The sequence below is a fragment of the Achromobacter sp. genome, from assembly GCF_050285565.1.
Lineage (GTDB): Bacteria > Pseudomonadota > Gammaproteobacteria > Burkholderiales > Burkholderiaceae_B > Achromobacter.
Window position 1 is genome coordinate 267,901 of sequence record NZ_JBLZXG010000008.1, and the last position, 23,594, is coordinate 291,494.

General features: G+C 67.6%; 26 protein-coding genes. 8 read left to right on the forward strand and 18 right to left on the reverse strand.

Features of this window, described 5'->3' with window-relative positions:
• Nucleotides 1-33: 33 nt before the first annotated feature.
• The 6 genes from ACN6O8_RS18830 to ACN6O8_RS18855 form a co-directional block, all read right to left on the reverse strand.
• Nucleotides 34-1,239, reverse strand: a complete 1,206-nt coding sequence (locus tag ACN6O8_RS18830; protein ID WP_427992516.1) for an ABC transporter substrate-binding protein — start codon at nucleotides 1,237-1,239, stop codon at nucleotides 34-36.
• 86 nt (nucleotides 1,240-1,325) lie between these two features.
• Nucleotides 1,326-2,039: an ABC transporter ATP-binding protein gene (locus tag ACN6O8_RS18835; RefSeq protein ID WP_427992517.1), complete on the reverse strand. Its 714-nt coding sequence runs from the start codon at nucleotides 2,037-2,039 to the stop codon at nucleotides 1,326-1,328.
• Nucleotides 2,032-2,787, reverse strand: a complete 756-nt coding sequence (locus tag ACN6O8_RS18840; protein ID WP_427992518.1) for an ABC transporter ATP-binding protein — start codon at nucleotides 2,785-2,787, stop codon at nucleotides 2,032-2,034. Before ACN6O8_RS18840 ends, ACN6O8_RS18835 begins: the two co-directional genes overlap by 8 nt.
• 75 nt (nucleotides 2,788-2,862) lie before the next feature.
• Entirely contained in the window at nucleotides 2,863-3,774 is a 912-nt protein-coding gene (locus ACN6O8_RS18845; protein ID WP_427992519.1) for a dihydrodipicolinate synthase family protein, read from the reverse strand.
• Between the two features lie 263 nt (nucleotides 3,775-4,037).
• Nucleotides 4,038-4,925: an alpha/beta hydrolase gene (locus ACN6O8_RS18850; protein WP_427992566.1), complete on the reverse strand. Its 888-nt coding sequence runs from the start codon at nucleotides 4,923-4,925 to the stop codon at nucleotides 4,038-4,040.
• A gap of 71 nt (nucleotides 4,926-4,996) precedes the next feature.
• The gene (locus tag ACN6O8_RS18855; RefSeq protein WP_427992520.1) at nucleotides 4,997-5,884 is read right to left on the reverse strand and encodes a LysR family transcriptional regulator; all 888 of its coding nucleotides are present in this window, start codon (nucleotides 5,882-5,884) and stop codon (nucleotides 4,997-4,999) included.
• A gap of 93 nt (nucleotides 5,885-5,977) precedes the next feature.
• Between ACN6O8_RS18855 and ACN6O8_RS18860 the strand changes: the two genes are divergently transcribed.
• On the forward strand, nucleotides 5,978-6,382 hold the full coding sequence (locus ACN6O8_RS18860; protein WP_427992521.1) for a CidA/LrgA family protein: 405 nt from the start codon (nucleotides 5,978-5,980) through the stop codon (nucleotides 6,380-6,382).
• Nucleotides 6,372-7,067, forward strand: coding sequence for an LrgB family protein (locus ACN6O8_RS18865; protein ID WP_427992522.1), 696 nt, complete (start codon nucleotides 6,372-6,374; stop codon nucleotides 7,065-7,067). The genes ACN6O8_RS18860 and ACN6O8_RS18865 overlap by 11 nt, the downstream gene beginning before the upstream one ends.
• Before the next feature lie 64 nt (nucleotides 7,068-7,131).
• Here ACN6O8_RS18865 and ACN6O8_RS18870 read toward each other — a convergent pair whose 3' ends face one another.
• Both ACN6O8_RS18870 and ACN6O8_RS18875 read right to left on the reverse strand, forming a co-directional pair.
• On the reverse strand, nucleotides 7,132-7,776 hold the full coding sequence (locus ACN6O8_RS18870; RefSeq protein WP_427992523.1) for a LysE family translocator: 645 nt from the start codon (nucleotides 7,774-7,776) through the stop codon (nucleotides 7,132-7,134).
• Nucleotides 7,773-8,699, reverse strand: coding sequence for a DMT family transporter (locus ACN6O8_RS18875; RefSeq protein WP_427992524.1), 927 nt, complete (start codon nucleotides 8,697-8,699; stop codon nucleotides 7,773-7,775). Before ACN6O8_RS18875 ends, ACN6O8_RS18870 begins: the two co-directional genes overlap by 4 nt.
• A gap of 137 nt (nucleotides 8,700-8,836) precedes the next feature.
• On the opposite strand from ACN6O8_RS18875, the gene ACN6O8_RS18880 reads away from it, so the two are divergent.
• From ACN6O8_RS18880 to fusA, 4 genes are all read left to right on the forward strand, one after another.
• Nucleotides 8,837-10,276, forward strand: a complete 1,440-nt coding sequence (locus ACN6O8_RS18880; RefSeq protein WP_427992525.1) for a PLP-dependent aminotransferase family protein — start codon at nucleotides 8,837-8,839, stop codon at nucleotides 10,274-10,276.
• Between the two features lie 46 nt (nucleotides 10,277-10,322).
• Nucleotides 10,323-10,667, forward strand: a complete 345-nt coding sequence (locus ACN6O8_RS18885; RefSeq protein WP_427992526.1) for a TIGR01244 family sulfur transferase — start codon at nucleotides 10,323-10,325, stop codon at nucleotides 10,665-10,667.
• Between the two features lie 87 nt (nucleotides 10,668-10,754).
• Complete coding sequence (locus ACN6O8_RS18890; RefSeq protein WP_006388728.1) at nucleotides 10,755-11,219, forward strand: universal stress protein; 465 nt, start codon at nucleotides 10,755-10,757, stop codon at nucleotides 11,217-11,219.
• A 282-nt stretch (nucleotides 11,220-11,501) separates the two neighbouring features.
• Nucleotides 11,502-13,613, forward strand: coding sequence for an elongation factor G (gene fusA, locus ACN6O8_RS18895; protein WP_427992527.1), 2,112 nt, complete (start codon nucleotides 11,502-11,504; stop codon nucleotides 13,611-13,613).
• A 46-nt stretch (nucleotides 13,614-13,659) separates the two neighbouring features.
• On the opposite strand, the gene ACN6O8_RS18900 is transcribed toward fusA, so the two are convergent.
• Nucleotides 13,660-14,616 (reverse strand): DMT family transporter, encoded by a 957-nt coding sequence (locus tag ACN6O8_RS18900; protein WP_427992528.1) that lies wholly within the window; start codon nucleotides 14,614-14,616, stop codon nucleotides 13,660-13,662.
• A 245-nt stretch (nucleotides 14,617-14,861) separates the two neighbouring features.
• Between ACN6O8_RS18900 and ACN6O8_RS18905 the strand changes: the two genes are divergently transcribed.
• Nucleotides 14,862-15,332 carry an Lrp/AsnC family transcriptional regulator gene (locus ACN6O8_RS18905; protein WP_427992529.1) on the forward strand — a complete coding sequence of 157 codons (471 nt, stop codon included), beginning with the start codon at nucleotides 14,862-14,864 and terminating at the stop codon, nucleotides 15,330-15,332.
• 13 nt (nucleotides 15,333-15,345) lie between these two features.
• On the opposite strand, the gene ACN6O8_RS18910 is transcribed toward ACN6O8_RS18905, so the two are convergent.
• Nucleotides 15,346-16,155, reverse strand: coding sequence for an alpha/beta fold hydrolase (locus ACN6O8_RS18910; protein ID WP_427992530.1), 810 nt, complete (start codon nucleotides 16,153-16,155; stop codon nucleotides 15,346-15,348).
• A 140-nt stretch (nucleotides 16,156-16,295) separates the two neighbouring features.
• Between ACN6O8_RS18910 and ACN6O8_RS18915 the strand changes: the two genes are divergently transcribed.
• The gene (locus ACN6O8_RS18915) at nucleotides 16,296-16,793 is read left to right on the forward strand and encodes a YbaK/EbsC family protein (RefSeq protein ID WP_427992531.1); all 498 of its coding nucleotides are present in this window, start codon (nucleotides 16,296-16,298) and stop codon (nucleotides 16,791-16,793) included.
• 55 nt (nucleotides 16,794-16,848) lie between these two features.
• On the opposite strand, the gene ACN6O8_RS18920 is transcribed toward ACN6O8_RS18915, so the two are convergent.
• The 8 genes from ACN6O8_RS18920 to tolQ form a co-directional block, all read right to left on the reverse strand.
• Nucleotides 16,849-17,652, reverse strand: coding sequence for an ABC transporter ATP-binding protein (locus ACN6O8_RS18920; protein WP_427992532.1), 804 nt, complete (start codon nucleotides 17,650-17,652; stop codon nucleotides 16,849-16,851).
• Entirely contained in the window at nucleotides 17,649-18,692 is a 1,044-nt protein-coding gene (locus tag ACN6O8_RS18925) for a FecCD family ABC transporter permease (protein WP_427992533.1), read from the reverse strand. The genes ACN6O8_RS18920 and ACN6O8_RS18925 overlap by 4 nt, the downstream gene beginning before the upstream one ends.
• The gene (ybgF, locus tag ACN6O8_RS18930) at nucleotides 18,692-19,384 is read right to left on the reverse strand and encodes a tol-pal system protein YbgF (protein WP_427992534.1); all 693 of its coding nucleotides are present in this window, start codon (nucleotides 19,382-19,384) and stop codon (nucleotides 18,692-18,694) included. The genes ACN6O8_RS18925 and ybgF overlap by 1 nt, the downstream gene beginning before the upstream one ends.
• An 86-nt stretch (nucleotides 19,385-19,470) precedes the next feature.
• A complete protein-coding gene (pal, locus tag ACN6O8_RS18935; protein WP_173010749.1) occupies nucleotides 19,471-19,971 on the reverse strand; it encodes a peptidoglycan-associated lipoprotein Pal in 501 nt (166 codons plus the stop codon).
• Nucleotides 19,972-20,002: 31 nt separating this feature from the next.
• Nucleotides 20,003-21,325, reverse strand: a complete 1,323-nt coding sequence (gene tolB, locus ACN6O8_RS18940) for a Tol-Pal system beta propeller repeat protein TolB (RefSeq protein WP_427992535.1) — start codon at nucleotides 21,323-21,325, stop codon at nucleotides 20,003-20,005.
• Nucleotides 21,326-21,341: 16 nt separating this feature from the next.
• The gene (gene tolA / locus ACN6O8_RS18945) at nucleotides 21,342-22,418 is read right to left on the reverse strand and encodes a cell envelope integrity protein TolA (RefSeq protein ID WP_427992536.1); all 1,077 of its coding nucleotides are present in this window, start codon (nucleotides 22,416-22,418) and stop codon (nucleotides 21,342-21,344) included.
• Nucleotides 22,419-22,457: 39 nt separating this feature from the next.
• The gene (locus ACN6O8_RS18950; protein ID WP_006392914.1) at nucleotides 22,458-22,916 is read right to left on the reverse strand and encodes an ExbD/TolR family protein; all 459 of its coding nucleotides are present in this window, start codon (nucleotides 22,914-22,916) and stop codon (nucleotides 22,458-22,460) included.
• Nucleotides 22,916-23,593 carry a protein TolQ gene (tolQ, locus tag ACN6O8_RS18955; protein WP_427992537.1) on the reverse strand — a complete coding sequence of 226 codons (678 nt, stop codon included), beginning with the start codon at nucleotides 23,591-23,593 and terminating at the stop codon, nucleotides 22,916-22,918. Before tolQ ends, ACN6O8_RS18950 begins: the two co-directional genes overlap by 1 nt.
• Nucleotide 23,594: the final 1 nt, after the last annotated feature.

The following is a 23,594-nucleotide window of genomic DNA, read 5'->3' on the forward strand; positions in this document are numbered from 1 at the left end:
CCCCCCCCCCCCCCCCCCCGGCGCCGGCAGGCGTCATGACTTGTTCAACGCGCAGGCGGCCTGGGGCTTGGGAAACACCTCTTCGCCCTTGAGCACCGACTTCACGTGGTAGTAGTCCCACGGCGCCTTGGATTCGGCCGGCGCCTTCACCTGCAACAGCAGCATGTCATGCACCAGCGCGCCGTCGGCGCGCAGCTTGCCGTTGCGGATCACGGCGTCGTTGATGGTCATCTCGCGCAGCTTGGCCATCACCGCCGGCGCCTCGTCGGTGCCGGCTGCCTCGATCGCCTTCAGGTACGACAGCGTGGCCGAGTAGACGCCGGCCTGCGATGCGGTCGGCATCTTCTTGGCCTTCTCGAAGAACTTCTTGGCCCAGGCGCGCGAAGCGTCGTCATAGTCCCAGTAGAACGCCTCGGTCAGGTACATGCCCTGGGCCTTGGCCAGGCCCATGCTGTGCACGTCCGAGATATAGGTCAGCAGCGGCGCCACGATCTGCTTCTTGGTGATGCCGAATTCATTGGCCTGCTTGACCGCATTGACGGTGTCGTTGCCGGCGTTGGCCAACGCGATCACGTCCGCCTTGGAGGCCTGCGCCTTGAGCAGGAACGACGAGAAATCATTGCCGGGGAAGGGGTGGCGCGACACGCCGACGACGTTGCCGCCGTTCTCCTGGATCACTTCGGTGGCGTCCTTTTCCAGCGAGTGGCCGAAGGTGTAGTCGGCGGTGATGAAGTACCAGGTCTTCTTGCCATCCTTTACCAGCGCGCGCGCCGTGCCGGCCGCCAGCGCGTAGGTGTTGGTGGTCCACTGCGCGTTCAGCGGTGAGCACTTCTCGCCCAGGATCGCGGTCGACAACCCGGCCGACGGCATCGTCACGCGGTTCTTCTGGCGCGCGATCTCCATCACCGCCAGCGCCGTCGAGGCGGTGGGGAAGTCGGTGATCATGTCGACCTTGCCCTGGTCGAACCACTCGCGCGCCAGGTTGGCGGCGACGTCGGGTTTGTTCTGGTGATCGGCGGCCACCACTTCGACCGGTTTGCCCAACACCTTGTTGCCCATTTCTTCGGCCGCCATGCGCGCCGCGATCACCGAGCCGTTGCCGGCCAGGTCGGAATACACGCCCGACAGGTCGGTCAGCACGCCGACCTTGACGACGTCGTCGCTGATGCCGGGCTGCGCCTGGGCGCTACCGGCCAGGCCGATGGCGCACAGCGCCGCTGCGATTCGATTCAATTTCATCTGACTACGCTCCGTATGGGAATGGGGGGACTGCGGTCGGAAGCACCACGGGAAACTGCAACCACGGCAATTGCGCGCGGCGGCCTTCAGATGCCGAGCAGGGTGTTGAGACGGTCTTGCGACCGCTCGACCTCGGCCCGCTCGATCACGGCGGCCACCTGGCCGTGCTCGATGACGTAATGGCGGTCGGCCAGGTGCCGGGCGAAGCGGAAGTTCTGCTCGACCAGCACGATGGTGTAGCCGCGCTCCTGCAACTGCCTGATCACCCGGCCCAGCGCCTGCACGATGACCGGCGCCAGCCCTTCGGTGATTTCATCGAGCAGCAGCAGGCGGGCGCCGGTGCGCAGGATGCGCGCCATCGCCAGCATCTGCTGCTCGCCGCCCGACAGCCTGGTGCCGGGACTGTGGGCGCGCTCCTTCAGGTTGGGAAACATCGTGTAGATCTCATCCACCGACATGCCTTCAGGCCCCACCGTGGGCAGCAGCATCAGGTTTTCCTCGGCGCTCAGCGAGGCGTAGATGCCGCGCTCTTCGGGGCAATAGCCTATGCCCCGGCGCGCGATCTTGTGCGGCGGCAGGCCGATGGTCTCGCGGCCGTCCACCTTGATCGAACCGTTGCGCCGGCCCACCAGGCCCAGCACCGACTTCAGGGTCGAGCTGCGGCCGGCGCCGTTGCGCCCCAGCAGCGTGATGCATTCGCCGGCGTTCACGTCCAGGTCGATGCCGTGCAGGATGTGCGATTCGCCATACCAGGCATGCAGGTCGCGGATTTCCAGCATGGGCCGGGTCTGCTCATTCATCTTCCGCTCCCATGTAGGCTTCGCGCACCGCCGGATTGGCCGACACCTCGGCATATGGCCCTTCGGCCAGGATCTCGCCGCGCTGCAACACGGTGATGGCGTCGCAGATGTCGGCCACCACCTTCATGTTGTGCTCCACCATCAGGATGCTGCGGCCGGCCGAGACCTGCTTGATCAGGTGCTTGACGCGGTCCACGTCCTCATGGCCCATGCCCTGGGTGGGTTCGTCCAGCAACAGCAGCTCGGGTTCCAGCGCCAGGGTGGTGGCAATCTCCAGCGTGCGCTTGCGGCCGTAGGGCAGGTCGCCGGCGGCCACGTCCAATTGCGCGCGCAGGCCGACCTGATCCAGCAATTCCTCGACGCGCGCATGCAACCGTTCCAGCGAGCGTTCGGAACGCCAGAAGCAGTAGTCCACGCCGAGCTTGCGCTGCAAGGCCACGCGCACGTTCTCGCGCACCGTCAGTTGCGGGAACACCGCCGAGATCTGGAACGAGCGCACGATGCCGCGCCGCGCCGTCTGCGCCGGCCGCTCGCCGGTGATGTCCACGCCGTCGTAGACGATCTGGCCGCGCGTCGGGATGTGAAACTTGGTGAGCAGGTTGAAGACCGTGGTCTTGCCGGCCCCGTTGGGGCCGATCAGCGCGTGGATGGCACCGCGCCTGACGCTCAGATTGACGTCGTTGACCGCCACGAAGCCGAGGAATTCCTTGGTGAGGCCGCGGGTCTGAAGGATGATGTCGCTGTGCATGGTGTCCGAGAGGCTGGCGGTAGGACGGCGCGTCCCGGCTCTGCTGGCGCGCCGTCCTGCGTCGGGCTGGGTCGTTTACTTCGACTGGTATTGCCGCGGCCGCTTGGCCAGCGCCGCCTCGATGATGGCGGCGCAGCGCTCGCGCTCGGCCCCCACCAGCGGCAGGCGCGGACGGCGCACGTGCTCGTTGCCGACGCCGGCCAGGGTCTCGGCCAGCTTGATGTTCTGCACCAGCTTGGTCGACACGTCCAGGTGCAGCAGCGGCGTGAACCACTGGTACAGGGCCAGCGCTTCCTGCCACTTGCCGGCCTTCATCAGGTCGTACAGGGCCACGGTTTCGCGCGGGAACGCGGTGACCAGGCCGGCCAGCAGGCCATCGGCGCCCAGCGCCAGGGCCTCGAACGACAGGTCGTCGACGCCGATGAAAAGCTGGTAGCGGTCGCCCAGCAGGTTGCGCAGGTCGGTCACGCGGCGGATGTCGTCGCTGCTTTCCTTGATCGCCACCAGCCAGGGGCAGTCGGCCAGTTCGGCCATGTGTTCAGGCTTGAGGTCGACGCGGTAAGCGACCGGGTTGTTGTAGATCATGCAGGGCTTGGCGGCGGCCTCGGCCATGGTGCGGATGCTCTGCATCGCCTCGCGCGCATCGGCCACGTAGATCAGCGAGGGCATCAGCATGAAGCCGTCCACCCCAAGCGCTACCGCCGCCTTGATGAAACGCAGCGCCTCGCGGGTGCTGGTTTCCGACACGTTGGCCAGCACCGGGACGCGGCCGCCGCTGACTTCCACGGCGCAGCCCGTGACCGCCAGCTTTTCCTCCAGCGTCAGGGTACTGGCTTCGCCCAGCGAACCGCAGGTGACGAGGCCATGCACGCCGTTGTCGATCAGGAAGCCGAAATGCTTGCGCATCGCTTCGAAGTCGAGGGTTTCGTCGGCATGGAACTTACTGGTTACGGCAGGAAAGACGCCCTGCCAACGCACGTTACTCAACTGGATTCTCCTCGGATGGCCGGCGCCGCGAAAGAAGGGCGGCGGGTGCGAGAAAGTCTAATATCCGTTAAATATATTTAGAAGATATTTTGATATGGGAGTTTCCCGAGAGCGGGTTTTCCCCGGGGGAAGAGGGGCGTTGGCAGCCGTGCCGGCGCGTGGGACATGCCCGGCAAGGCGCGAGGCGATCACGCCTCGGAAGCGCACGCCGTCGTGGCCCGCTCGGTGGGCGGCCCCGCCCGTGAGCGCGAGCCGGCAGGCGCTCAGCCCGCCTTGCGCTGATAGGCGCGGCTGGCGTCGCGCATGAAGGTCTTGACGGCTTCGTCGTACTGTTCGCCGCTGCGGAACGCGCCCGAGTGTGTGGCGCCTTCGATCTTGACCAGCCGCTTGAGTTCGGGCGCGACGCCGCGGGCCGCCATGTAGAGTTCGTCGCTCATGGTGTGCGGCACCACGCGGTCGGCCGTGCCGTGCATGATCAGCATCGGCGTATGCAGCCGCGCCAGCGTCTGCACCGAATCGAAAGGCTGGGTGACCAGCAGGCTGGCGCCCGGCACGCGGCCCCACTTCATCGTCGCCAGCATCGCGCTGATGCTGGTGAAGCTCGATTCCACGATCAGGCCAGCGAAGTCGGGCTGCTGCGGCCGCGCCGCCAGGTTGATGGCGATGGCGCCGCCCAGGCTGTGGCCGTAGACGAAGCGGCGCGCGGGATCGGGCTGCAGCCGCGCCAGTTCCTTCAACCCCGCCATGGCGTCTTCCAGCGCGCTGGCCTCGGACGGCAGGCGCGGCGTCGATGCGCCGAACCCGCGGTAGTCGATGGCCAGCACCGAATAGCCCTTGCGGGTCCAGCCGTCGATGCGGAAGGCGCTGCCGTTCAGGTTCCAGCGCGCGCCATGCAGGTACAGCACGGTGGGCGCGTTGGCCTGCTGACTTTGCCAATACCAGGCTCGCACCTTGTCGCCATTGGCCAGTGTCAGGTCGTAGACCTGCGTGCCCTTGGCCGGCTCGCGCCACCAGGTCTGCGGCTCGGATTGCGGCGAAAAAATGGTCTGGCGTTGCCAGGAGTCGAGTTGCGAACAGCCGACCACGCTGGCGGCGGCGAGCACGGCGGCGCCGAACAGGCGGCGGACGGTGAATCGGGGCAGGGCGGGCATGATGGACGGAACCCGCGCCGACGGGCGCGGTTGCGCCGCCAGCATACAACGCGGCGTGTTGGCGGATCGCTTCAAGCGGTGTCCGGATGCATCTCGCGCGCCAGCCCCAGCCAGGCCTGCGCGGCGGGCGACAGGTAACCGCCGCGGCGCCACACCAGCCCCATCTGCCAGTCTGTGTGGGCGTCGCGCAGCGGCGCCAGGGTCACGCCCGCGTGGCGTTCTTCTTCCGCCTTCACGCGCGGCAGGAAGGCCACGCCCAGTCCGGCGCTGACCAGCGCCACGATGAAGTCGATCTGGCCGCTGCGCGCCGCGATGGTGGGCGCGAAGCCGGCCCGCCGGCAGGCCTGCTCGATGATGCGGTTGAGCGCGAAACCGGTTTCGAACAGGATAAAGGGCGAATCGCGCAATTGCGCCAGGCTGACGCCGGCGGCCCCGGCATGCGCGTGGTCGGCCGGCAGCAGCGCCACCAGCGGCTCGCGCGCCACCGGCTGCCAGTCGAAATTGTCGGAGTCCGGCCGCAGCGACGCGGCCAGTTCGATCTCTCCGGCCATGACCCTTTCCTCCAGCCGGTGGCCGCCGTGTTCCAGCAGGCTGATTTCGATGTGCGGATAGCGGCTGCGAAAACGCGCGAACATGGGCGCGAACAAGGTGCTGCTGCCCAGCGGCGGCAGGCCCAGCCGCAGCACCCCGCGCTTGAGACCGCGCAACTCATCCAGTTCGGCATACAGGTCGTCGCGTTCGGCCAACATTTTCACGGCCCGCCGGTAGACGATTTCGCCCGCCTCGGTCAGCCGCGGCGGCTGCGCCTGGCGGTCCAGCAGCGGCATGCCGATCTCGTCCTCAAGCTGGCGCACGGCCTTGCTGACCGTGGGCTGGGTGGCGAAGACGGCTTTCGCGGCCAGGGAGAAGCCGCCCTGGCGGACCACCTCCACCAGCGCGCGCAACGGACGCAGATCCATGGATATGCCTGATTGGAATGGGTTGAATTCTACAAATTCATTTTATCTATGGCCGCGAGCGGCGTAAAACGTTTCCGTCCGCTGGAAATTTCCATGTCTCGCCGTCGCTATCTCATCATCCCGCGCAGTCTGCTGCGCCGCAGCCGCGTGCTGCAGATCTTTCTCCTCATCCTGTTTTCCCTGTTGGGTCAGATGTTGGCCAACGCCGCCGGCCTGCCGATCCCGGGCGGCGTGATCGGCATGGCGCTGGTATTGACCCTGCTGGCCGCGGGCCTGCTGCGGGTGCGCAACGTGCATCGCGGCGCCAGTTGGTTGCTGGGCGAAATGCTGCTGTTCTTCGTGCCGGCCGTGATGTCGTTGCTGGATCACCGCGAATTCCTGGGCGTGCTGGGCTTGAAGCTGCTGACCGTGATCCTGCTGGGCACGGCGTTGGTGATGCTCGGCACCGCGCTGACGATCGACCTCTGCTATCGCTGGATGAATCGCCATGCGGGCTGAATTCAATCTGCTGTTCTGGCCCCTGGCCACGGTGCTGGCCTATGCCTGCGCGCGCCTGTTCTACCGCCGCTATGCCTATTGGTGGACCTCCACGCTGGTGGTGGCGCCGGCTTTGCTGCTGCTGTTGGCGCTGTTACTGCATACCGGCTACCGCGATTACATGGCCGGCTCCCATTGGCTGATGATGATGCTGGGGCCGGTCATCGTCGCTTTCGCATTGCCGTTGTACGAACAGCGCGCGCTGATCCGGCGCTATTGGCCGGTACTGGTGGCGGGCGTGGCGGTCGGTAGCGCCATCGCTGGCGCCAGCGCCTGGCTGCTGGGCAGCCTGCTGGATCTGCCGCCGGATCTGCGGCTGAGCCTGCTGCCGCGTTCGGTGGCCACGCCGTTCGCGGTGGCGGTGTCGTCGCACGTTGGCGGCGTGCCCGACCTGACCGCGGTGTTCGTCATCGTTACCGGGGTGTTCGGCGCCGCCATCGGCCAGTTCATGCGCCGCTGGCTGCCGCTGCGCTCGGCCTTGGCGCGCGGCGCGCTGTTCGGCATGGGTGCGCATGGGGCCGGGACGGCCAAGGCCCGCGAGCTGGCCGCCGAGGAGGGCGCGGTCGCGGGGCTGGTGATGGTGATGGCGGGGCTCTTCAACGTGCTCGTCACGCCCGCGGTGGTGGTCGCGCTGCTGGCCCGCTGAGGCGGCGCGCGCTCGGCCGGGCGATCCGTCACGGCCCTGACGGCACTGTGTCAGGCCGGCGTGCTCAGCGCAGCGCCTCCAGCACCACCGGATACAGTGATGCCACCAGCAGCAGCGCCATGACGATGTTGAAGGCGCGGATCGCCCCGGGCCTGTGCAGCACCCGGCGCAGCGCGGTGCCAAAGGTGACCCAGATGCCGATGCTGGGCAGGTTGACGATGCCGCAGACCACGGTGGCAATGACCAGGTTGGCGAAGAAGCCGGCTTGCGGCGTGTAGGTGGCGATCACGCCCACCGCCATGACCCAGGCCTTGGGGTTGACCCACTGGAACGCCGCGGCCTGCAGGAACGTCATCGGCTTGCCGCGCGCCTGGCCTTCCTCGACGCCACCGGAATTGGCGATCTTCCAGGCCAGATACAGCAGATAGGCGGCGCCCGCGTACTTCAGCACGGTGTATAGCGCCGGCACCTGCTGGAACACGGAGCCCAGGCCGATGCCCACCAGGAAGATCATCAGGGTAAAACCCAGGTTCACGCCCAGCAGGTGCGGCATGCTGCGGCGAAAACCGAAGTTCAGGCCGGACGCGGCCAGCATGACGTTGTTTGGCCCGGGCGTGATCGAGCTGACCAGCGCGAACAGCGCCAGGGGGCCCAGCAGAGACAGGGAAGCGAGCGGCACGTCGGCCAGACTGGAAGGGAACAGCGTCATTTCTTGACTCCAACAATCGCGCGGCGGCCGCCGGCGATGACCACGATGACAGCAATGGCGAACAGGAAGGTGGTCAGATCCACCGATTCACCGAAAAGCAGGGCCGCGGCCAGCACCGTCAGGAACGGCTGCAGCAACTGGATCTGCCCGACGCGGGCGATGCCGCCCGCCGCCAGGCCGCGATACCAGGCGAAAAAACCCAGGAACATCGAACCGAACGCCAGGTAGGCGCAGGCCCCGAGGACATCGGCGGCGGGCCAGCCTGTCTGGCGCGAGGCCATCCAGCCGACCGGCACGACCAGCACCGGCGCGCTGATGGCCAGCGCCCAGCAGATGGTGCGCCAGCCGCCCAGCGTGCGCGAGGCGCGCGCGCCCTCGGCATAGCCCATGCCGCCCAGCAGCACGGCCAGCAACAGCCAGAAATCTCCCATCACCAGCGCCCCCTGGCCCTCGCGCAGCGCGAATGCGCAGACCAGCGCGGCGCCCACCAGGGCCCAGCCCCAGAACGACGGCGAAGGCCGTTCGCCGCTGCGCCAGGCCGCGAAGACGGCGGTGGAAAGCGGCAGCAGGCCATTGAACACCGCGCCGTGCGACGACGCCACGGTCTGCATCGCCAGCGTCGAGGCCAGCGGCCAGCCCACCACGATGCCGAGCGCGGCCAGCATGACCCCGGGCCATTCGCGGCGATCGGGCCGCCGGCTGCGGGTCAGCCACAACAGGGCCACTGCCGGTACAGCCGCCAGCAGGGCCCGTCCCAGACCCACCAGCAGCGGCGGCAATTCGGCCACGGCGAGCCGCGTCATCGGCAGGGTCAGCGAGAACACCAGCACGCCCAGAAGACCGTAGCCATAGCCCTCCCAGGGCGAGGCGGAAGACGCCAGGGAAGCGCCATGGGGCGAGGGATGCAAGGCGGAGCGGCTCATCGGCGGGCGTCCAGGAAAGAGGGGCGCTCCACAGGGCTTGCGGGTTGACGCCATTGCTGTCACTCTACGCATAGTCATCGGTACAGTACCGGTACACTTTTGCAGGTCACTTTAACCACTGGCCTGGTGAAATCTCCATGACAGTTGCCTCTCCCTCCATGCCCTGGCAGCCCGTGCGCCAGGCCGATGCCACTCTGGTGGCGCAATTGGCCGATGGCCTGGCCCGACGCATCGACGAACAGGGCCTGCGACCCGGCACCCGCCTGCCGTCGATCCGCAAGATGGCCGAGCAATCCGGCGTCAGCCGCTTCACCGTGGTGGAAGCCTATGACCGCCTGGTGGCGCGCGGCCTGGTGCAGTCGCGCCGGGGCGCCGGCTTCTTTGTGCGGGCCCGCAGCGGGCCGCTGGCCCCGGCGGCCAACGCTGCCGCGCCGGCCGCGCAAAGCTTCGTCCCGCCCGCGCGGGTCGACATTGCCTGGCTGTTGCGCAGCATGTTCCGCGAGGGGGGCGGCCCCGGCATGCCGGGTGGTGCCGGCCTGTTGCCGGCTGATTGGCTCGATCCGGAAATGGTGGCGGGCGCGGTGCGGGCCGTGGGCCGCTCGGTGCGCGGCCATTTGGTGTCCTACGGCCATCCGCAGGGGTTTTCCCCCCTGCGTCAGCAGATCGCTGCCTCGCTGCAAAGCGATGGCGTGCCGGCCCATCCCGAGCGCAACCTGCTCACCACCAACGGCGTCACCCATGGGCTCGACCTGATCGCCCGCCTGCTGGTGCAGCCGGGCGATACCGTCCTGGTCGAGGATCCCGCCTGGTTCGTCATCTTCGGCCGCCTGGCGGCCTTCGGCGCGCGCCTGATCGGCGTGCCGCGTGGCCCGGACGGCCCCGACATCGCCTTGCTCGAGCAACTGGCGGCGCAGCACAAGCCCAAGCTGTTCATCATCAACAGCGCCGTGCACAACCCCACCGGCCACACCTTGTCGGCCGGCGCCGCCTATGACATCCTGCGCATCGCCGAACGCCACGATTTCCTGGTGGTGGAAGACGACACCTACGGCGAACTGCACCCCGGCGGCGCCATGAAACTGGCGGTGCTGGACCGGCTCAACCGCGTCATCCTGGTCGGTGGCTATTCCAAAATGCTGGCGGCCAGCCTGCGGGTGGGCTACCTGGCCGCCAATCCCGACATCCTGCAGAAGCTGGCCGACCTGAAAATGCTGGCCGGGCTGACCTCGCCCGAACTGGGCGAGCGGGTGGTGCACCGGGTACTGATGGAAGGCCAGTACCGGCGCCACATAGAACGGGTGCGCCAGCGCGTGGACGAGGCCCGCCAGCGCTGCCTGAAAGGATTGCTCAAACTGGGGTTGACGGTCGCGCACGAGCCGCAGGCCGGCATGTTCGTCTGGGCCGATTGCGGCCGCGACAGCGAGGTGCTGGCGCGCGCCGCCGCCGATCGCGGCATGCTGCTGGCGCCCGGCACGCTGTTCTCGCCCTCGCAGGGGCCGTCGACGATGTTGCGCTTCTCCGTGTCGATGGCCGACGACCGCGGTGTCTGGAATGTGCTGGAAAAGCTTTTCGCCTGAAACGGCTCCTACAATAATACGCAGTCCATCCCATCAAGGAATCGCCATGTCCGCACCGATCAAGCCGCTCACCGAGAATTTCGCCGTCGCCCCGCAACTGGGGCCCGACGACATGGCCGACGTGGCCGCCGCCGGCTACAAGAGCGTCATCATCAACCGCCCCGACTTCGAAGGCGGCCCCGACCAGCCGACCGCCGCCGACGTGTCCAAGGCCGCCACCGCCGCCGGTCTGAAAATCGAATACCAGCCGGTCGTCGGCAGCGCCATGACCGCCGCCGACGTGGCCCGCTTCGCCGAGCTGCTGCGCACGCTGCCCGGCCCGGTGCTGGCGTACTGCCGCACCGGCACCCGCTGCACCAACCTGTTCGCCGCCGCCCAGCAACTGGGTTGACGCGCATCAAGCGCCCCGGGTTCGCTTGATGTGAACCTGACGGGTTTCCGGTAGCATGGAGTTTCCTCTCAAACAGGAGCAGGCAAGATGTTCAAGAAGATCCTGATTCCCACCGACGGCTCGCCGCTGTCGGCCCAAGCCGCCAACGCCGGCATTTCCTTCGCGCGCTCCGTGGGCGCTGACGTCGTCGCCCTCTATGTGACGCAGCCATTCGCCGCCACCATCGGTTTCGACGGCATGGCCGCGGCCTACGCCATCACCGACGAAGACTACGAAAAGGCCTCCGCCGAACAGGCCGACAAGTACCTCAAGCAGATCACCGACCGCGCCGACACCGCCGGCGTGAAGTCCGAGGCGCGCGCCGTGTCCAACTTCAACGTGGCCGACGGCATCGTGCAGGCCGCCGCGGACGCCGGCTGCGACCTGATCTTCATCGGCAGCCACGGCCGCAGCGGCCTGTCGCGCCTGCTGCTGGGCAGCGTCACCGCCAAGGTGCTGTCGCTGGCCAGCACCGCCGTGCTGGTGTACCGCGTCAAGGAAGAAAAGAAGTAATCCCGGGCCGTCTCGCCGGCGTCAGGCTGTTGTCAGGCCCGCCGGCGGCGCCCGCCGCTCAAGCCCCTCGTCGTCGAGGGGCTTTTTCGTGCCCGCGCCTTCCCCTGAGGCGCACAGGGCTAAGGCTTGTAAACCGGCTCGCTGCGCGTAATATTTACGGATTAGTGCGGGCGCGGTTTCGCAATCCCCGAGCACACCTCTCAACGCGGCATGGCGCCCGCCGCGGCAGTTTCCGGTCGGACCTGCCGCCCATTCCTGGTGATTACTGCAAGGAACGAGGCCATGACTCGCAAGACGCCTATCGAGCTATACCGGAACATCGGCATCAGCGCCCACATCGACGCGGGCAAGACGACGACCACCGAGCGCATCCTCTTCTATACCGGTATTACCCACAAGATCGGCGAAGTGCACAATGGCGCCGCCGTGATGGACTGGATGGAGCAGGAACAGGAACGCGGCATCACCATCACGTCCGCCGCCACCACCGCCTTCTGGAAAGGCATGGGCGGCAACTATCCCGAACACCGCATCAACATCATCGACACCCCGGGCCACGTCGACTTCACCATCGAGGTCGAGCGCTCCATGCGCGTGCTGGACGGCGCCGTCATGGTCTATGACGCGGTCGGCGGCGTGCAGCCGCAATCCGAGACCGTCTGGCGCCAGGCCAACAAGTACCGCGTGCCGCGGCTGGCCTTCGTCAACAAGATGGACCGCGTCGGCGCGGACTTCCTGCGCGTGCAGCGCCAGATCACCGAACGCCTGAAGGGCGACGCCGTGCCGGTGCAACTGCCCGTTGGGGCCGAAGACGGCTTCGAAGGCGTGATCGATCTGGTCAAGATGAAGGCCATCATCTGGGACGACGCCAGCCAGGGCGTGCGTTTCGAGTACCGCGACATTCCGCCGGCGCTGCAGGCGCAGGCGCAGGAGTGGCACGACAAAATGGTCGAGAAGGCCGCCGAGGCCAACGAAACGCTGCTGGAAAAGTACCTGGGCGGCCAAGCGCTGACCGAAGCCGAGATCAAGCAGGGCCTGCGCCAGCGCACGGTCGCCAACGAGATCGTGCCGATGCTCTGTGGCAGCGCCTTCAAGAACAAGGGCGTGCAGGCCATGCTGGACGCGGTCATCGACTACCTGCCCTCGCCGGTCGACGTGCCCGCCATCAAGGGCCACGACGAACGCGACCATGAAATCGAGCGCCACCCCACCGACAAAGAACCGTTCTCGGCGCTGGCCTTCAAGATCATGACCGATCCGTTCGTGGGCCAACTGGTGTTCTTCCGGGTCTATTCGGGCGTGGTCAAGTCCGGCGATTCGGTCTACAACCCGGTCAAGGAAAAGAAAGAGCGCCTGGGCCGCATCCTGCAGATGCACGCCAACGAACGGCGCGAGATCACCGAGGTCTACGCCGGCGACATCGCCGCCGCGGTGGGTGTCAAGGACGTTACCACCGGCGACACGCTGACCGACCCGGCGCACGTCATCGTGCTGGAACGCATGGTGTTCCCCGAGCCGGTCATCTCGCAGGCGGTCGAGCCCAAGACCAAGGCCGACCAGGAAAAGATGGGCATCGCCCTGGGCCGGCTGGCGCAGGAAGACCCGTCGTTCCGCGTGCGTACCGACGAGGAATCCGGCCAGACCATCATTTCCGGCATGGGCGAGCTGCACCTGGAAATCCTGGTCGACCGCATGAAGCGCGAGTTCGGCGTCGAGGCCACCGTGGGCAAGCCGCAGGTGGCCTATCGCGAGACCATCCGCAAGACCTGCGACGAAGTCGAAGGCAAGTTCGTCAAGCAATCGGGCGGCCGCGGCCAGTACGGTCACGTGGTGCTCAAGCTCGAGCCGCAGGAACCGGGCAAGGGCTACGAGTTCGTCGACGCCATCAAGGGCGGCGTGGTGCCGCGCGAGTTCATCCCGGCGGTGGACAAGGGCATCCGCGAGTCGCTCAATGCCGGCGTGCTGGCGGGCTACCCGGTGGTCGACGTCAAGGTGACGCTGTTCTTCGGGTCGTACCACGACGTCGACTCGAACGAAAACGCCTTCAAGATGGCCGGCTCGATGGCGTTCAAGGAGGGCATGCGGCGCGCCGATCCGGTGCTGCTGGAACCGATGATGCAGGTCGAGGTGGAAACGCCCGAGGACTTCACCGGCAACGTCATGGGCGATCTGTCGTCGCGCCGTGGCATGGTGCAGGGCATGGAAGACATCGCCGGCGGTGGCGGCAAGGTGGTGCGCGCCGAGGTGCCGCTGGCCGAGATGTTCGGCTATTCCACCTCGCTGCGTTCGTTGACGCAGGGCCGCGCCACCTACACGATGGAGTTCAAGCATTACGCCGAAGCGCCGCGCCAGGTGGCGCAGGAAGTGATCGCGGCCCAGGGCTCGGGCCGTTGATTGCCGTCATGCGATGGCAAGGGCCGCCGATCCGGCGGCCTTGTTTTCAGGCCGGCGCCGGGGCGCCGGCCGTCGTCGTCCGCTGCCGCGACGAGGCCAGCTTCACCCCCAGCAGGATCATCACAAAGCCATAGGCGTGGAACAACCGCGGCGTCTCGCCCAGCAGCGGCCAGGCCAGCAACGCGGCGTACACCGGCACCAGGAACATGGACAGGCCGGCCGTGGCCGGGCCGGCGCGGCAGATCAGCCGGCCATAGACGTAGTACGCGCCCAGGCTCGGCACCACCGCCAGGAACAGCAGCACCGCCGCCAACCGCGGGTCGCTCCAGGGCGGCAACGTGCCGGCGGCGGCCTCGATGCCGGCGAACGGCGCCAGCGCGATCGCGCCGCCCAGCATCATCGCGGCCAGCCGCGCGCCGTCGGGCACCGCCGGCAGGATCAGGCGCTTTTGCAGCACCGTGTAGAAGGCCCAGCCGGTGGCGGCCAGCAGCACCCACAGATCGCCCTGGCCGAACGCCAGCCGCGCCAGCGCCCCGGCGTCGCCGCGTGTCAGCACCGCCAGCACCCCGCCCAGCGCCAGCGCCAGGCCGGCGGCGCGCAGGGGCGAAAGGGGCTTGCGCCAGATGACCGCCTCCAGCAGCGCCACCAGGATCGGGCTGCACGAGAAGATCAGGGCGATGTTGGTGGCGCTGGTGCTTTGCGCGCCGATGTACTGCGGCGCCACCGCCACGCCCATGCCCAGCACCGCCAGCGGCAGCAGCGTGGGCAGGCCGCGCCACAGCGCCTGGCGATGCCGCAGCAGGGCCGGCGCGGCCAGCGGCAACAGGATCAGGAAGGCGATCAGCCAGCGGCCGAAGGCCAGGAAAACGGGGGGAAGGGCGGCGTCATGGGCCCAGCGGGCGGCCACCATGTTGGAGGCGAAGAGCGCCGGCGCGGCCAGGAGCATGGCGGTGCCGGACAGGCCCAGGCCGGTTCTTGCGGGTACTGCTGCTGCGTGAGACATGATTTCCCGCCGCGCGGATCGGCGCGCGGCACACTGCGGTGGACTACACCGGCGTCAAGGCCGGGTTGTGCCACGGCGCGGGCGCTGGATCCGACGGGCGGGGTAATGCCCGTCTTGCTGGAAAGTCTACGGCCGGATAGGGAAAATAGGTTTCCGGATTCCCGTCTTTTATGCGGTAATGGAAGAATATTTATCCTCTGAAATCGAATTTTCCAGGGATATTGTCTTTCAGGAATTCGCTGCCCATGTCCACCCCGCCCAAAATCGACGAAACTGACCGCAAGATCCTGCGCGCCTTGCGCGCCGACGGCCGCCTCACCAACCTGAAACTGGCCGAGCAGGTCGGCCTGTCGCCCACGCCCTGCTGGAACCGGGTCAAGGCGCTGGAGGACGCGGGCGTGATCGAGGGCTACGCGGCCCTGTTGAACCAGAAGGCGCTGGGCCTGCCCGACACCGTCATGATCGAGGTCACGCTCGAGCACCACGACGACGACACGCTGGCGCGCTTCGGCGAGGCGATCACGCGATTGCCGCAAGTGGTGGAGGCGTTCCTGGTGACGGGCGAATACGACTACCTGATCAAGGTCGCGGTGGCCGGCACGGAAGGCTACGAGGAATTCCTGCGCAAGCGGCTCTACAAGCTGCCGGGCGTGCGCCACAGCCGCTCGACCTTCGTGCTCAAGCGCCTCAAGCACATGCCGTCGGTCGAACCCTGACGGCGCGCCCGGGTCAGCCGCGCAGGAACGATTCAATGGCGCCGTTGAAGGCGCGCGGGTTGCCCAGATTCATGCCGTGCGATGAGCCGGCGATGTCCACCCGTTGCGCCTGCGGCAGCCATTGCGCCAGCGCGTCGAGCACCGCCGGGTAGGGCGCCGGGCTGAGCGCGCCGCCGATCAACAGCGTCGGCAGCGTCAGCGAGCCGATCTGTTCCGGGGCGAGGGTCGCAGGGGTCTCGCGCGCCTGGCCGAACAGGGTGCCGGCGTTGTCGCGCACCATTTCCTTGAACCACGGCACCATGCGCTGCCAGGTATCCGGTCCGGTCACGGTGTCCACGAACAACGCCAGGCCTTCTTCCACGGCGCCGTCGCGGATCAGGTCGAGCGCGCGCTGGCGAAAACCGCCCCGGGCATCGTCGCCGCCGGGCAGCGGCAGGCCGGGGTCGGCCAGCGTCAGGCTGCGCAGCGCCTCCGGGCGCGCCAGCGCCGCTTCCAGCGCCACGCGGCCGCCGCGCGAATGGCCCACCAGGTGGGCGGGTTCGCCCGCCACCCGGTCGATGAAAGCCAGCACGTCGGCGCCGTGCTGTGCCACCGAGAACCCCTCGCCGGCGCCATCCCAGCTTTCGGGCCAGTAACGTCGCAGGCATACCGCCAGTACCCGGAACGAGCGGCCCAGCGGCGCCATCTGCGATTTCCAATAGCGGCAGTCGGACAGCGAGCCGTGCACCAGCACCAGCGGCGCCCCTTCGCCGTATTCGGTGTAGGACATGGCGTAGCCGCCGATATCGGCGCTTTGCAGGGGCAGGACGGGTTCGGAACGCATCGGGTCGGGGTCGGGAAAGCCAGGCGGGCATTCTAGCCGGTTCACTCCGGCGGCAGCGGCACGCCCGCGCCCGCGGCGGGGGCATTGGCGGGGCTGATAAACTCGTCTCCCGATCTTTTTTCCTGAACGGAGTTCGCCAGATGTCCCTTGCCACCCCCGCCGATCTTCCCGAGTCCGCCCGCCGCGTCGCCCGCCTGCTGGCCGACATGGGCCACGACAAGCCGGTGGTGGTGCTGCCGCAGACCGGCAAGACCTCGGCGGAAGCGGCGGCCGGTCTGGGCTGCGAGGTGGCGCAGATCGCCAAGTCGATCATCTTCCGCCGCGCCTCCGACGATGCGCCGGTACTGGTCATCGCCAGCGGCGTCAACCGCGTCGACGAGGCCAAGGTCGCCAGCCAGGTCGGCCCGTTGGTCAAGGCCGATGCCAAGTTCGTGCGCGACATGACCGGCTACGCCATCGGCGGCGTCTGCCCGATCGGCCATGCGGTCAAGCCGGTCATGCTGCTGGACCAGGACCTGTTCCAGTACGACAGCCTGTGGGCGGCGGCGGGCCACCCGCATGCGGTGTTCAACCTGACGCCGCGGCAATTGGCCGCCATGACCGGCGCGCCGGTCGCCGACGTGGCGCAGCGCGCCTAGCGTTTTCAGGGGCCGCGCCCCGCGAGGGCGCGGGCCGCTGGCCGGGCCTGCCGCGTCAGTGCGGTTGCGCGTCCAGGTCGTCGATCAGCACCTGCAGCCGGCCGCGCGAGCACGCCTCGACCCGGCCTTGGATCCCATACACGGCCGCCAGCGATGCCGGTGTGATGACCGCGGCCGGCGCGCCTGCCGCGGCCAGCCGGCCGCCCTGGATCATCACCGCGTGTTCGGCATGCTGGAGCGCCACGTTCAGGTCATGCAGCACGATCACCGTGATGAGTCCGTGCTGCGCGGTCTCCTGCTTCAGCAGCCGCATCACATGGAACTGGTAATTCAGATCCAACGCCGACAGCGGCTCGTCCAGCAACAGCACGCGCGGCCGGCGCACCAGGGCCTGCGCCAGTCCCACCAACTGCTTCTGGCCGCCCGATAGGGCATCCAGGTATTGCAGCGCCAGGTGGCCGATGCCCAATCGTTGCAGCAACCGCTCGATCTCGCGGACGTCCGCCGGCGGCCCCTCGGCCGCGCTGGCGCGGGCCGCCACCAGCACCGATTCGAACACCCGCAGATGCACCGCGGCCGGCAAGCTTTGCGGCAGGTAGACCAGGTGCCGCGCGCGGGCGGCGAAATCCAGCCGCGCCAGGTCCAGGTCGTCCAGCCACGCGTGGCCGGCGCGCACTTTCACCAGCCCCGCCAGCGCCTTGAGCAGCGTCGATTTGCCGCTGCCGTTCGGGCCCAGCAAAGCCGTGACCGCGCCAGCGCCCAGGCGCGGCAGCGACAGGTCGTGCAACACGTCGCTGCCGCCATAGCCGGCGGTGATGCCATCGATCGCCAGCGCCGGCGCGTGCGCGGCGCCCGTCATGGCAGGCTCCGGCGCAGCACGACCGCCACGAAGAACGGGATGCCGATCAGCGAGGTCACGATGCCCACCGGCACGATCACGCCCGGCGCGAGGTTCTTGGACGCCACCGACGCCAGCGACAGGATGACGCCGCCGGTCAGCGCGCTGCCCGGCAGGAAGAAACGATGATCCTCGCCCACCAGGCGGCGGGCGATGTGGGGCGCGATCAGGCCAATGAAGCCGATGGTGCCGACGAACGCCACCGCCAGCGCCGACAGCAGGCTGACGCGGGCCAGCGCCGTCACCCGCACACGGCGCACATCCACGCCGAAGCTGGCGGCGCGCTCTTCGCCCAACCGCAGCGCTGTCAGTTTCCAGGATTGGCGCAGCGCCAGCGGCAAGGCCAGGGCCAACGCCAGCGCCAAAGTGGCGGCGGTGGTCCAGCTCGAGCGCGACAGGCTGCCCATGGTCCAGAACACCAGATTCTGCAGGGCTTCGGCGCTGGCGGTGAATTGCACCAGCGACACCAGCGCGTTGAACGTGAACACCATGCCGATGCCGAACAACACCACGCCCGAGGTGTGCATGCCGCCGCGCCGCGCCACGCCGTCCAGCAGCAGCGCCGCCAGCAGGGCGAACAGGAAGGCGTTGCCGGCGATCAGCCAGCCGTCCGGCACGCCCGGGATTCCCAGGTTGAGCACGATGGCCAGCGAGGCGCCGAAGGCGGCTGCCGACGAGACCCCCAGGGTGAAAGGGCTGGCCAGCGGATTGTTCAGGATGGTCTGCATTTCCGCGCCGGCCAGGCCCAGGGCCATGCCCACCAGCGCCGCCATCAGCGCGGAGGGCAGCCGGATCTCCCAGACGATCACGCGCAGGGTGGGATCGGCCGCGGCAGGCGCGCTCAGCGTGGCCCACAGCTCGCCCAGGCCGAGCCCGGACGGGCCCAGGGTGAAGTCCAGTAGCAGCCCAATGCAAAGCGCCGCCAGCAGCAGGGCGATGAGCCCTGCCCGGCGGCGCAGGATGTGCCGGTAAGCGGCGACCGCGGAAGCGGCTTCCGCCATTACTGCAACAGTTGCAGGCGGCTCTTGGCCGTGTTGGCGGCCGGCGTGGTCGGGTAGTCGCGCACGATGCGCTGCAGCGTGGTCTTGGCGCCGGCGCGGTTGTTCATCTCGATCTGGCTGCCGGCGATGACCAGCAGGGCGTCGGGGGCGCGGGCGTTGTCGGGCGCCTTCTGCACCATGGCGTTCAACTGCTCGATGGCGCCCTTGAAGTCCTTCAGCGCGTAGCGGCTGCTGCCCAGGTAGAACTGGGCGCTGGGCGCGAGCTGGCTGGCGGGGTAGAGCGCGGTGAAGGCGGCCAGCGATTCGGACGCCTCCTTGTACTGGCCCTTGCGGAACAGGTCGATGGCGCCGTCATAGGCGGCCTGTTCCTGCGGATCGCCGGCAGTGGCGCCCGGCGGGTTGGCGCCGCCGGCGGCGCCGCCCGGCTTGTTGGCGCTGGGTTGCTGGCGCGACACCAGCTCGAGCTGGTCGCGCAACTGGGCGACCTCCTGCTGCAAGGCTTGGATCTGGTCAGCCAATTGCAGCTTGGCGCGTTGGCTCTGCTCGTTCTGTTGCTGCACCTGCTGGCGCAAATCCAGGATGGCCTTGCGGGCCTCGTCATCGGAGAAAGCGTGGGCGGGCGCCGTCAGGGCGGCCAGCACCAGGCCAGTGGCCGCCATCAAGGGACGCAGGGACAGAACGGTATCGCGCATGAAAATTCCCGGGGTATAAAAACAAACGTCGGGACGGCCGGTAGACCGTCCCGACGCGTGGTGGGGCACTTAACTATACGAAAAGCTTAGCGCTGATAAACGATATCGGCGCGGCGGTTTTCCGCAAAGTCGGCTTCCGACGTACCAGTCGCCTTCGGCTTTTCTTTACCGAAGCTGATGGTTTCGATCTGGTTGTCGCTGACGCCCAGCAGGGTCATCATGCGACGCACGGCGTCGGCACGGCGCTGGCCCAGCGCCAGGTTGTATTCGGCGCCGCCGCGTTCGTCGGTGTTGCCTTCGATCTTGATTTTCTGCTGCTGGTGCGAAGCCAGGTAACGGGCGTGGGTTTCCACCAAGCCGCGGTACTGATCGGACACCGTGTAGCTGTCGAAGTCAAAGTATACCGAGCGCTGTTGCGCCAGGATGCTTTGGGGGTTGAAGGGATCAAGGATCTGGCCGGAGGCCGAGGATCCTTGGCCAGCGCCTCCGCCCTGACCCGCTTTATCGTCGAGAGGGACGGAGCTGCAAGCTGCCAGCGTGGCAGCCAGAGCGGCGATGGTTAGGCTTTTGGCAATGCGCGACTTCATGATAGTTCCTTTGCAAAGAGAGTCACACGTGTTATCGGGTAAATGGGCCCCAAGTCGGTTCACGTATTTCCCCGTTCAGTACCGAAAGCGTCTGCCGTACGCGACCATCGCTCGAAACACCTGCAAGCACGCTACGTCCGTTTTGGATCGCGGCGTAGAGGACTTGCATGCCATTCGGCGCGAAGCTTGGCGACTGATCGTCACGACCATCGGTCAACAAGGTCTCCGAGCCGGAGGACAGGTTCAACGACGCGATTCGAAACGCGCCGTCGCGTCTGGCAACGTACAGCAGCGTCGATCCATCGGGGGAAATTCGGGGTGAGATGTTGTAACCACCATTAAACGTGAGGCGGCGAGCATCGCCACCGTCCAGGCCGGTTTGGTAAATCTGCGGCCCGCCGCTGCGGTCACTGGTAAAGATAATGGAACGGCCGTCCGGCGTAAAGCTCGGCTCGGTGTCAATCCCGGGAGAACGCGTAACTCGCTTCATATTCGAGCCGCCGGCCGCGCTAACGATGTAAATTTGCGACAGACCGTCACGCGTCAGGGCCACGGCGAGCTGGGTGCCGTCGGGCGACCAGCCGGGGGCGCTGTTGTTGCCCTTGAAGTTGGCGACCGGCACGCGGGCGCTGGTGGCCAGGGTGTGCACGTACACCACCGGCTTGCCGGATTCGAAGCTCACATATGCCAGCTTGGAGCCATCGGGCGACCAGGACGGCGAAATGATCGGTTCGCGCGAACGCAGGGCAACCTGCGGATTCTGGCCGTCGGCGTCCGCCACCTGCAGCTCATAGGTGGCGCCTTGCTTGAGCACGTAGGCGATGCGGGTCGAGAACACGCCGCGCACGCCGGTGATCTTTTCATAGATGCGGTCGGCGATCTGGTGGGCGACACGGCGCAGTTCCTGCTCGGTGCCCGAGAAGGCGACGCCGTCCAGTTGGCCCTTCTTGACCGTATCGGCCAGGCGGTAGCGCACGTCATAGCGGCCGTCGGCGCCGCGCACGATGCTGCCGTAGGCGATGAAGTCGGCGCCCTTGGCGCGCCAGTCGTCATGGGCGATGGGCGAATCCACGTTCAGGCCCGAACCGGCGGCGCTGATCAGGCGGAACTGGCCGGTGCGGGTCAGGTCGGCGCGGATGACGTCGGCCAGGGCGCGGCCATGGGCGTCATCCACCGCGAAATCGGCGATGGCGACGGGGTATTGGGTGGCGCCCGTGCCGGAAATATCGACACGCAGCTGGGCCTGGGCGGGCTTGATGGCCATCAGGCAGGCAAGCGCCAGCAGCAACAGGCCGAAGCCATACGATCGCCAGAGAACGAGGGGGGAAGCTCGTCGGCTATGGGCGGGAGTCATAATCAGCAATCTCCTGTCAATCATACATTCTGTACACAACGTCAATGATGGGTTCGTAGCGGCCGGTCGAAGGCTTGGGGAAGGGGTTGCAGCGGCGGATGCCGGTCTCGACCGCACGGTCGAAGCCCGCGTTGCCGGACGAACTGGTCAATGTGACCCCGTTCACCTTCCCGTCGGAACCTAACTGTACCCGGTATTGCGCCGTCGGATTGTCCGATCCGCTGCGCGGCGGGGGCGGGTAGGCCACGCCGGGCTGCACGCAGGCGCGCACCTTGGCGCCGTAGCCGCTGTCGCGGCCGCCGCCGGCCTGGTTGCGGTCGGCGGTGCCGCCGGGAATGCCGGCCGCGCCCAGCGCATCGTTACGGAACGCGTCCTTCAGGGCCTTGTCCGCCGCAGCCTTCTTGGCCGCCTCTTCCTTGGCCTTTTTCTCGGCGGCGGCCTTTTCCGCGGCGGCTTTCTCCGCCGCGGCCTTTTCCGCGGCGGCCTTCTCGGCGGCCGCTTTTTCGGCGGCGGCCTTCTTGGCCGCTTCTTCCTTGGCCTTTTTCTCGGCCGCCGCCTTCTCGGCCGCCGCCTTTTCCGCGGCCTGGCGTTCTTGTTCGAGGCGCTTCTTTTCCTTCAATTCGGCCTGTTTGCGCTCTTCCTCCAGGCGCGCCTTTTCCTTGGCCGCCTCGGCGGCCTGGCGGGCCTGCTCTTCCTTTTCACGCTTCTTCTTGGCTTCCTGCAGCGCGATTTCCGGATCGACTTCCTCGGTCTTGGGCTGGACTTGCGGTTCCGGCTTGGGCTGGGGCGGGGGCGGCGGCGGCTCGGGCTGCTTTTGCGGCTCGGGCTCGGGTTGCGGCTTGGGTTCCGGTTTGGGCTGGGGCTTGGGCGGCGCCGGCTGTGGTTGCGGCGGGGGCGAGACGGGCGAATTGCCGTCGGCCCACAGTTGCACTTCCACCGGGCCCGGATTTTCAGTGTGCCAGTTCAGGTTGAAGATCAACACGGCCAGCAGCAGCGCGTGCACCAGCAACGCCAGGACCAGGGCGATCCGGTTGTCGTTGTTGGGCGGCGTGGCCGGGGGGCCGCTGTGGTGTCGAATGATGGGTGGCGTCATGAGCGTTGCAGGCCGGCGGCGCCGGCGGAGGGCGTCGCGTTAGCGTTTCTTCGCGGGGGCGGGCTGGTTGCCGCCGGCGGACTGGTCCACCAGCAGGCCCAGGCGGGTGATGCCATTGGTACGCAGTTCATCCATGACCTTCACCACCGTCTCGTAGGGCACCTTGCCGTCGGCCGCGATCACCACCGGCGTTTCGGCCGTGATGCGCGAGCGCACCTGCGCCACCAGCTCGGGACGGGCGATGTCCTGCAGGGTGGCGCCGGGTTCGCGCATGCGCAGCGCGATCTTGCCGTCTTCCGAAATCTGGACTTCCAGCGGCTTGACCGGAACGTCGGAGGCCGCGCCCACCGAAGGCAGTTGGATCAGGCCCGGCGTGATCAGCGGCGCGGTCACCATGAAGATGACCAGCAGCACCAGCATCACGTCGATGTAGGGCACCACATTGATGTCGGCCTTCATGCGGCGGCCGGACCTGCCGCGCGAGCTTACCGAGGGCATTAGCGCACCTGCCGTTGCAGAATGTTCAGGAATTCATCGACGAAACTGTCGAAACGGATCGAGATGCGGTCGATGTCGTTGGTGAAACGGTTGTAGGCGACGACCGCCGGAATGGCGGCGAACAGGCCGATGGCGGTGGCGATCAGCGCTTCGGCGATGCCGGGCGCGACCGAGGCCAGCGTGGCCTGCTGCATGTTCGACAGCCCGATGAAGGCGTGCATGATGCCCCAGACCGTGCCGAGCAGGCCGATGTAGGGCGAGACCGAGCCGGCCGACGCCAGGAAGTTCAGGTGCGATTCCAGCGCGTCCATCTCGCGCTGGTAGGCGGCGCGCATGGCGCGGCGCGGGCCGTCGAGCAGGGCGGTGGCATCCGTGCTGGTGCCGCGGCGGGCTTTCAGGAATTCGGTCATGCCGGCGTCGAAGATGCGGGCCAGCGCGCCCTGTTCATCGCGGCGCGAGGCCACGGCCTGTTGCAGCATCGACAGGTCGCCGCCCGACCAGAAATCGTCCTCGAAGCGGCGGGTCTGGGCATGGGCGCGCTTGATGGCCAGCCGCTTGGCGAAGATGTAGGTCCAGGACATGATCGAGATGCCCAGGAGCATCAGCATGATCAACTGGACCGGCACGCTGGCGTGCGAAATCAACGAAAGCAACGACATGTCGTTGGTGGCTTGCATG

What these genes read in the sequence shown, in the direction of transcription:
- ACN6O8_RS18830 (WP_427992516.1), bottom strand. Translation starts at nt 1,239, where the DNA reads ATGAAATTGAATCGAATCGCAGCGGCGCTGTGCGCCATCGGCCTGGCC.
- ACN6O8_RS18835 (WP_427992517.1), bottom strand. Translation starts at nt 2,039, where the DNA reads ATGAATGAGCAGACCCGGCCCATGCTGGAAATCCGCGACCTGCATGCC.
- ACN6O8_RS18840 (WP_427992518.1), bottom strand. Translation starts at nt 2,787, where the DNA reads ATGCACAGCGACATCATCCTTCAGACCCGCGGCCTCACCAAGGAATTC.
- ACN6O8_RS18850 (WP_427992566.1), bottom strand. Translation starts at nt 4,925, where the DNA reads ATGCCCGCCCTGCCCCGATTCACCGTCCGCCGCCTGTTCGGCGCCGCC.
- ACN6O8_RS18855 (WP_427992520.1), bottom strand. Translation starts at nt 5,884, where the DNA reads ATGGATCTGCGTCCGTTGCGCGCGCTGGTGGAGGTGGTCCGCCAGGGC.
- ACN6O8_RS18860 (WP_427992521.1), top strand. Translation starts at nt 5,978, where the DNA reads ATGTCTCGCCGTCGCTATCTCATCATCCCGCGCAGTCTGCTGCGCCGC.
- ACN6O8_RS18865 (WP_427992522.1), top strand. Translation starts at nt 6,372, where the DNA reads ATGCGGGCTGAATTCAATCTGCTGTTCTGGCCCCTGGCCACGGTGCTG.
- ACN6O8_RS18870 (WP_427992523.1), bottom strand. Translation starts at nt 7,776, where the DNA reads ATGACGCTGTTCCCTTCCAGTCTGGCCGACGTGCCGCTCGCTTCCCTG.
- ACN6O8_RS18875 (WP_427992524.1), bottom strand. Translation starts at nt 8,699, where the DNA reads ATGAGCCGCTCCGCCTTGCATCCCTCGCCCCATGGCGCTTCCCTGGCG.
- ACN6O8_RS18880 (WP_427992525.1), top strand. Translation starts at nt 8,837, where the DNA reads ATGACAGTTGCCTCTCCCTCCATGCCCTGGCAGCCCGTGCGCCAGGCC.
- ACN6O8_RS18885 (WP_427992526.1), top strand. Translation starts at nt 10,323, where the DNA reads ATGTCCGCACCGATCAAGCCGCTCACCGAGAATTTCGCCGTCGCCCCG.
- ACN6O8_RS18890 (WP_006388728.1), top strand. Translation starts at nt 10,755, where the DNA reads ATGTTCAAGAAGATCCTGATTCCCACCGACGGCTCGCCGCTGTCGGCC.
- fusA (WP_427992527.1), top strand. Translation starts at nt 11,502, where the DNA reads ATGACTCGCAAGACGCCTATCGAGCTATACCGGAACATCGGCATCAGC.
- ACN6O8_RS18900 (WP_427992528.1), bottom strand. Translation starts at nt 14,616, where the DNA reads ATGTCTCACGCAGCAGCAGTACCCGCAAGAACCGGCCTGGGCCTGTCC.
- ACN6O8_RS18905 (WP_427992529.1), top strand. Translation starts at nt 14,862, where the DNA reads ATGTCCACCCCGCCCAAAATCGACGAAACTGACCGCAAGATCCTGCGC.
- ACN6O8_RS18910 (WP_427992530.1), bottom strand. Translation starts at nt 16,155, where the DNA reads ATGCGTTCCGAACCCGTCCTGCCCCTGCAAAGCGCCGATATCGGCGGC.
- ACN6O8_RS18915 (WP_427992531.1), top strand. Translation starts at nt 16,296, where the DNA reads ATGTCCCTTGCCACCCCCGCCGATCTTCCCGAGTCCGCCCGCCGCGTC.
- ACN6O8_RS18920 (WP_427992532.1), bottom strand. Translation starts at nt 17,652, where the DNA reads ATGACGGGCGCCGCGCACGCGCCGGCGCTGGCGATCGATGGCATCACC.
- ACN6O8_RS18925 (WP_427992533.1), bottom strand. Translation starts at nt 18,692, where the DNA reads ATGGCGGAAGCCGCTTCCGCGGTCGCCGCTTACCGGCACATCCTGCGC.
- ybgF (WP_427992534.1), bottom strand. Translation starts at nt 19,384, where the DNA reads ATGCGCGATACCGTTCTGTCCCTGCGTCCCTTGATGGCGGCCACTGGC.
- pal (WP_173010749.1), bottom strand. Translation starts at nt 19,971, where the DNA reads ATGAAGTCGCGCATTGCCAAAAGCCTAACCATCGCCGCTCTGGCTGCC.
- tolB (WP_427992535.1), bottom strand. Translation starts at nt 21,325, where the DNA reads ATGACTCCCGCCCATAGCCGACGAGCTTCCCCCCTCGTTCTCTGGCGA.
- tolA (WP_427992536.1), bottom strand. Translation starts at nt 22,418, where the DNA reads ATGACGCCACCCATCATTCGACACCACAGCGGCCCCCCGGCCACGCCG.
- ACN6O8_RS18950 (WP_006392914.1), bottom strand. Translation starts at nt 22,916, where the DNA reads ATGCCCTCGGTAAGCTCGCGCGGCAGGTCCGGCCGCCGCATGAAGGCC.
- tolQ (WP_427992537.1), bottom strand. Translation starts at nt 23,593, where the DNA reads ATGCAAGCCACCAACGACATGTCGTTGCTTTCGTTGATTTCGCACGCC.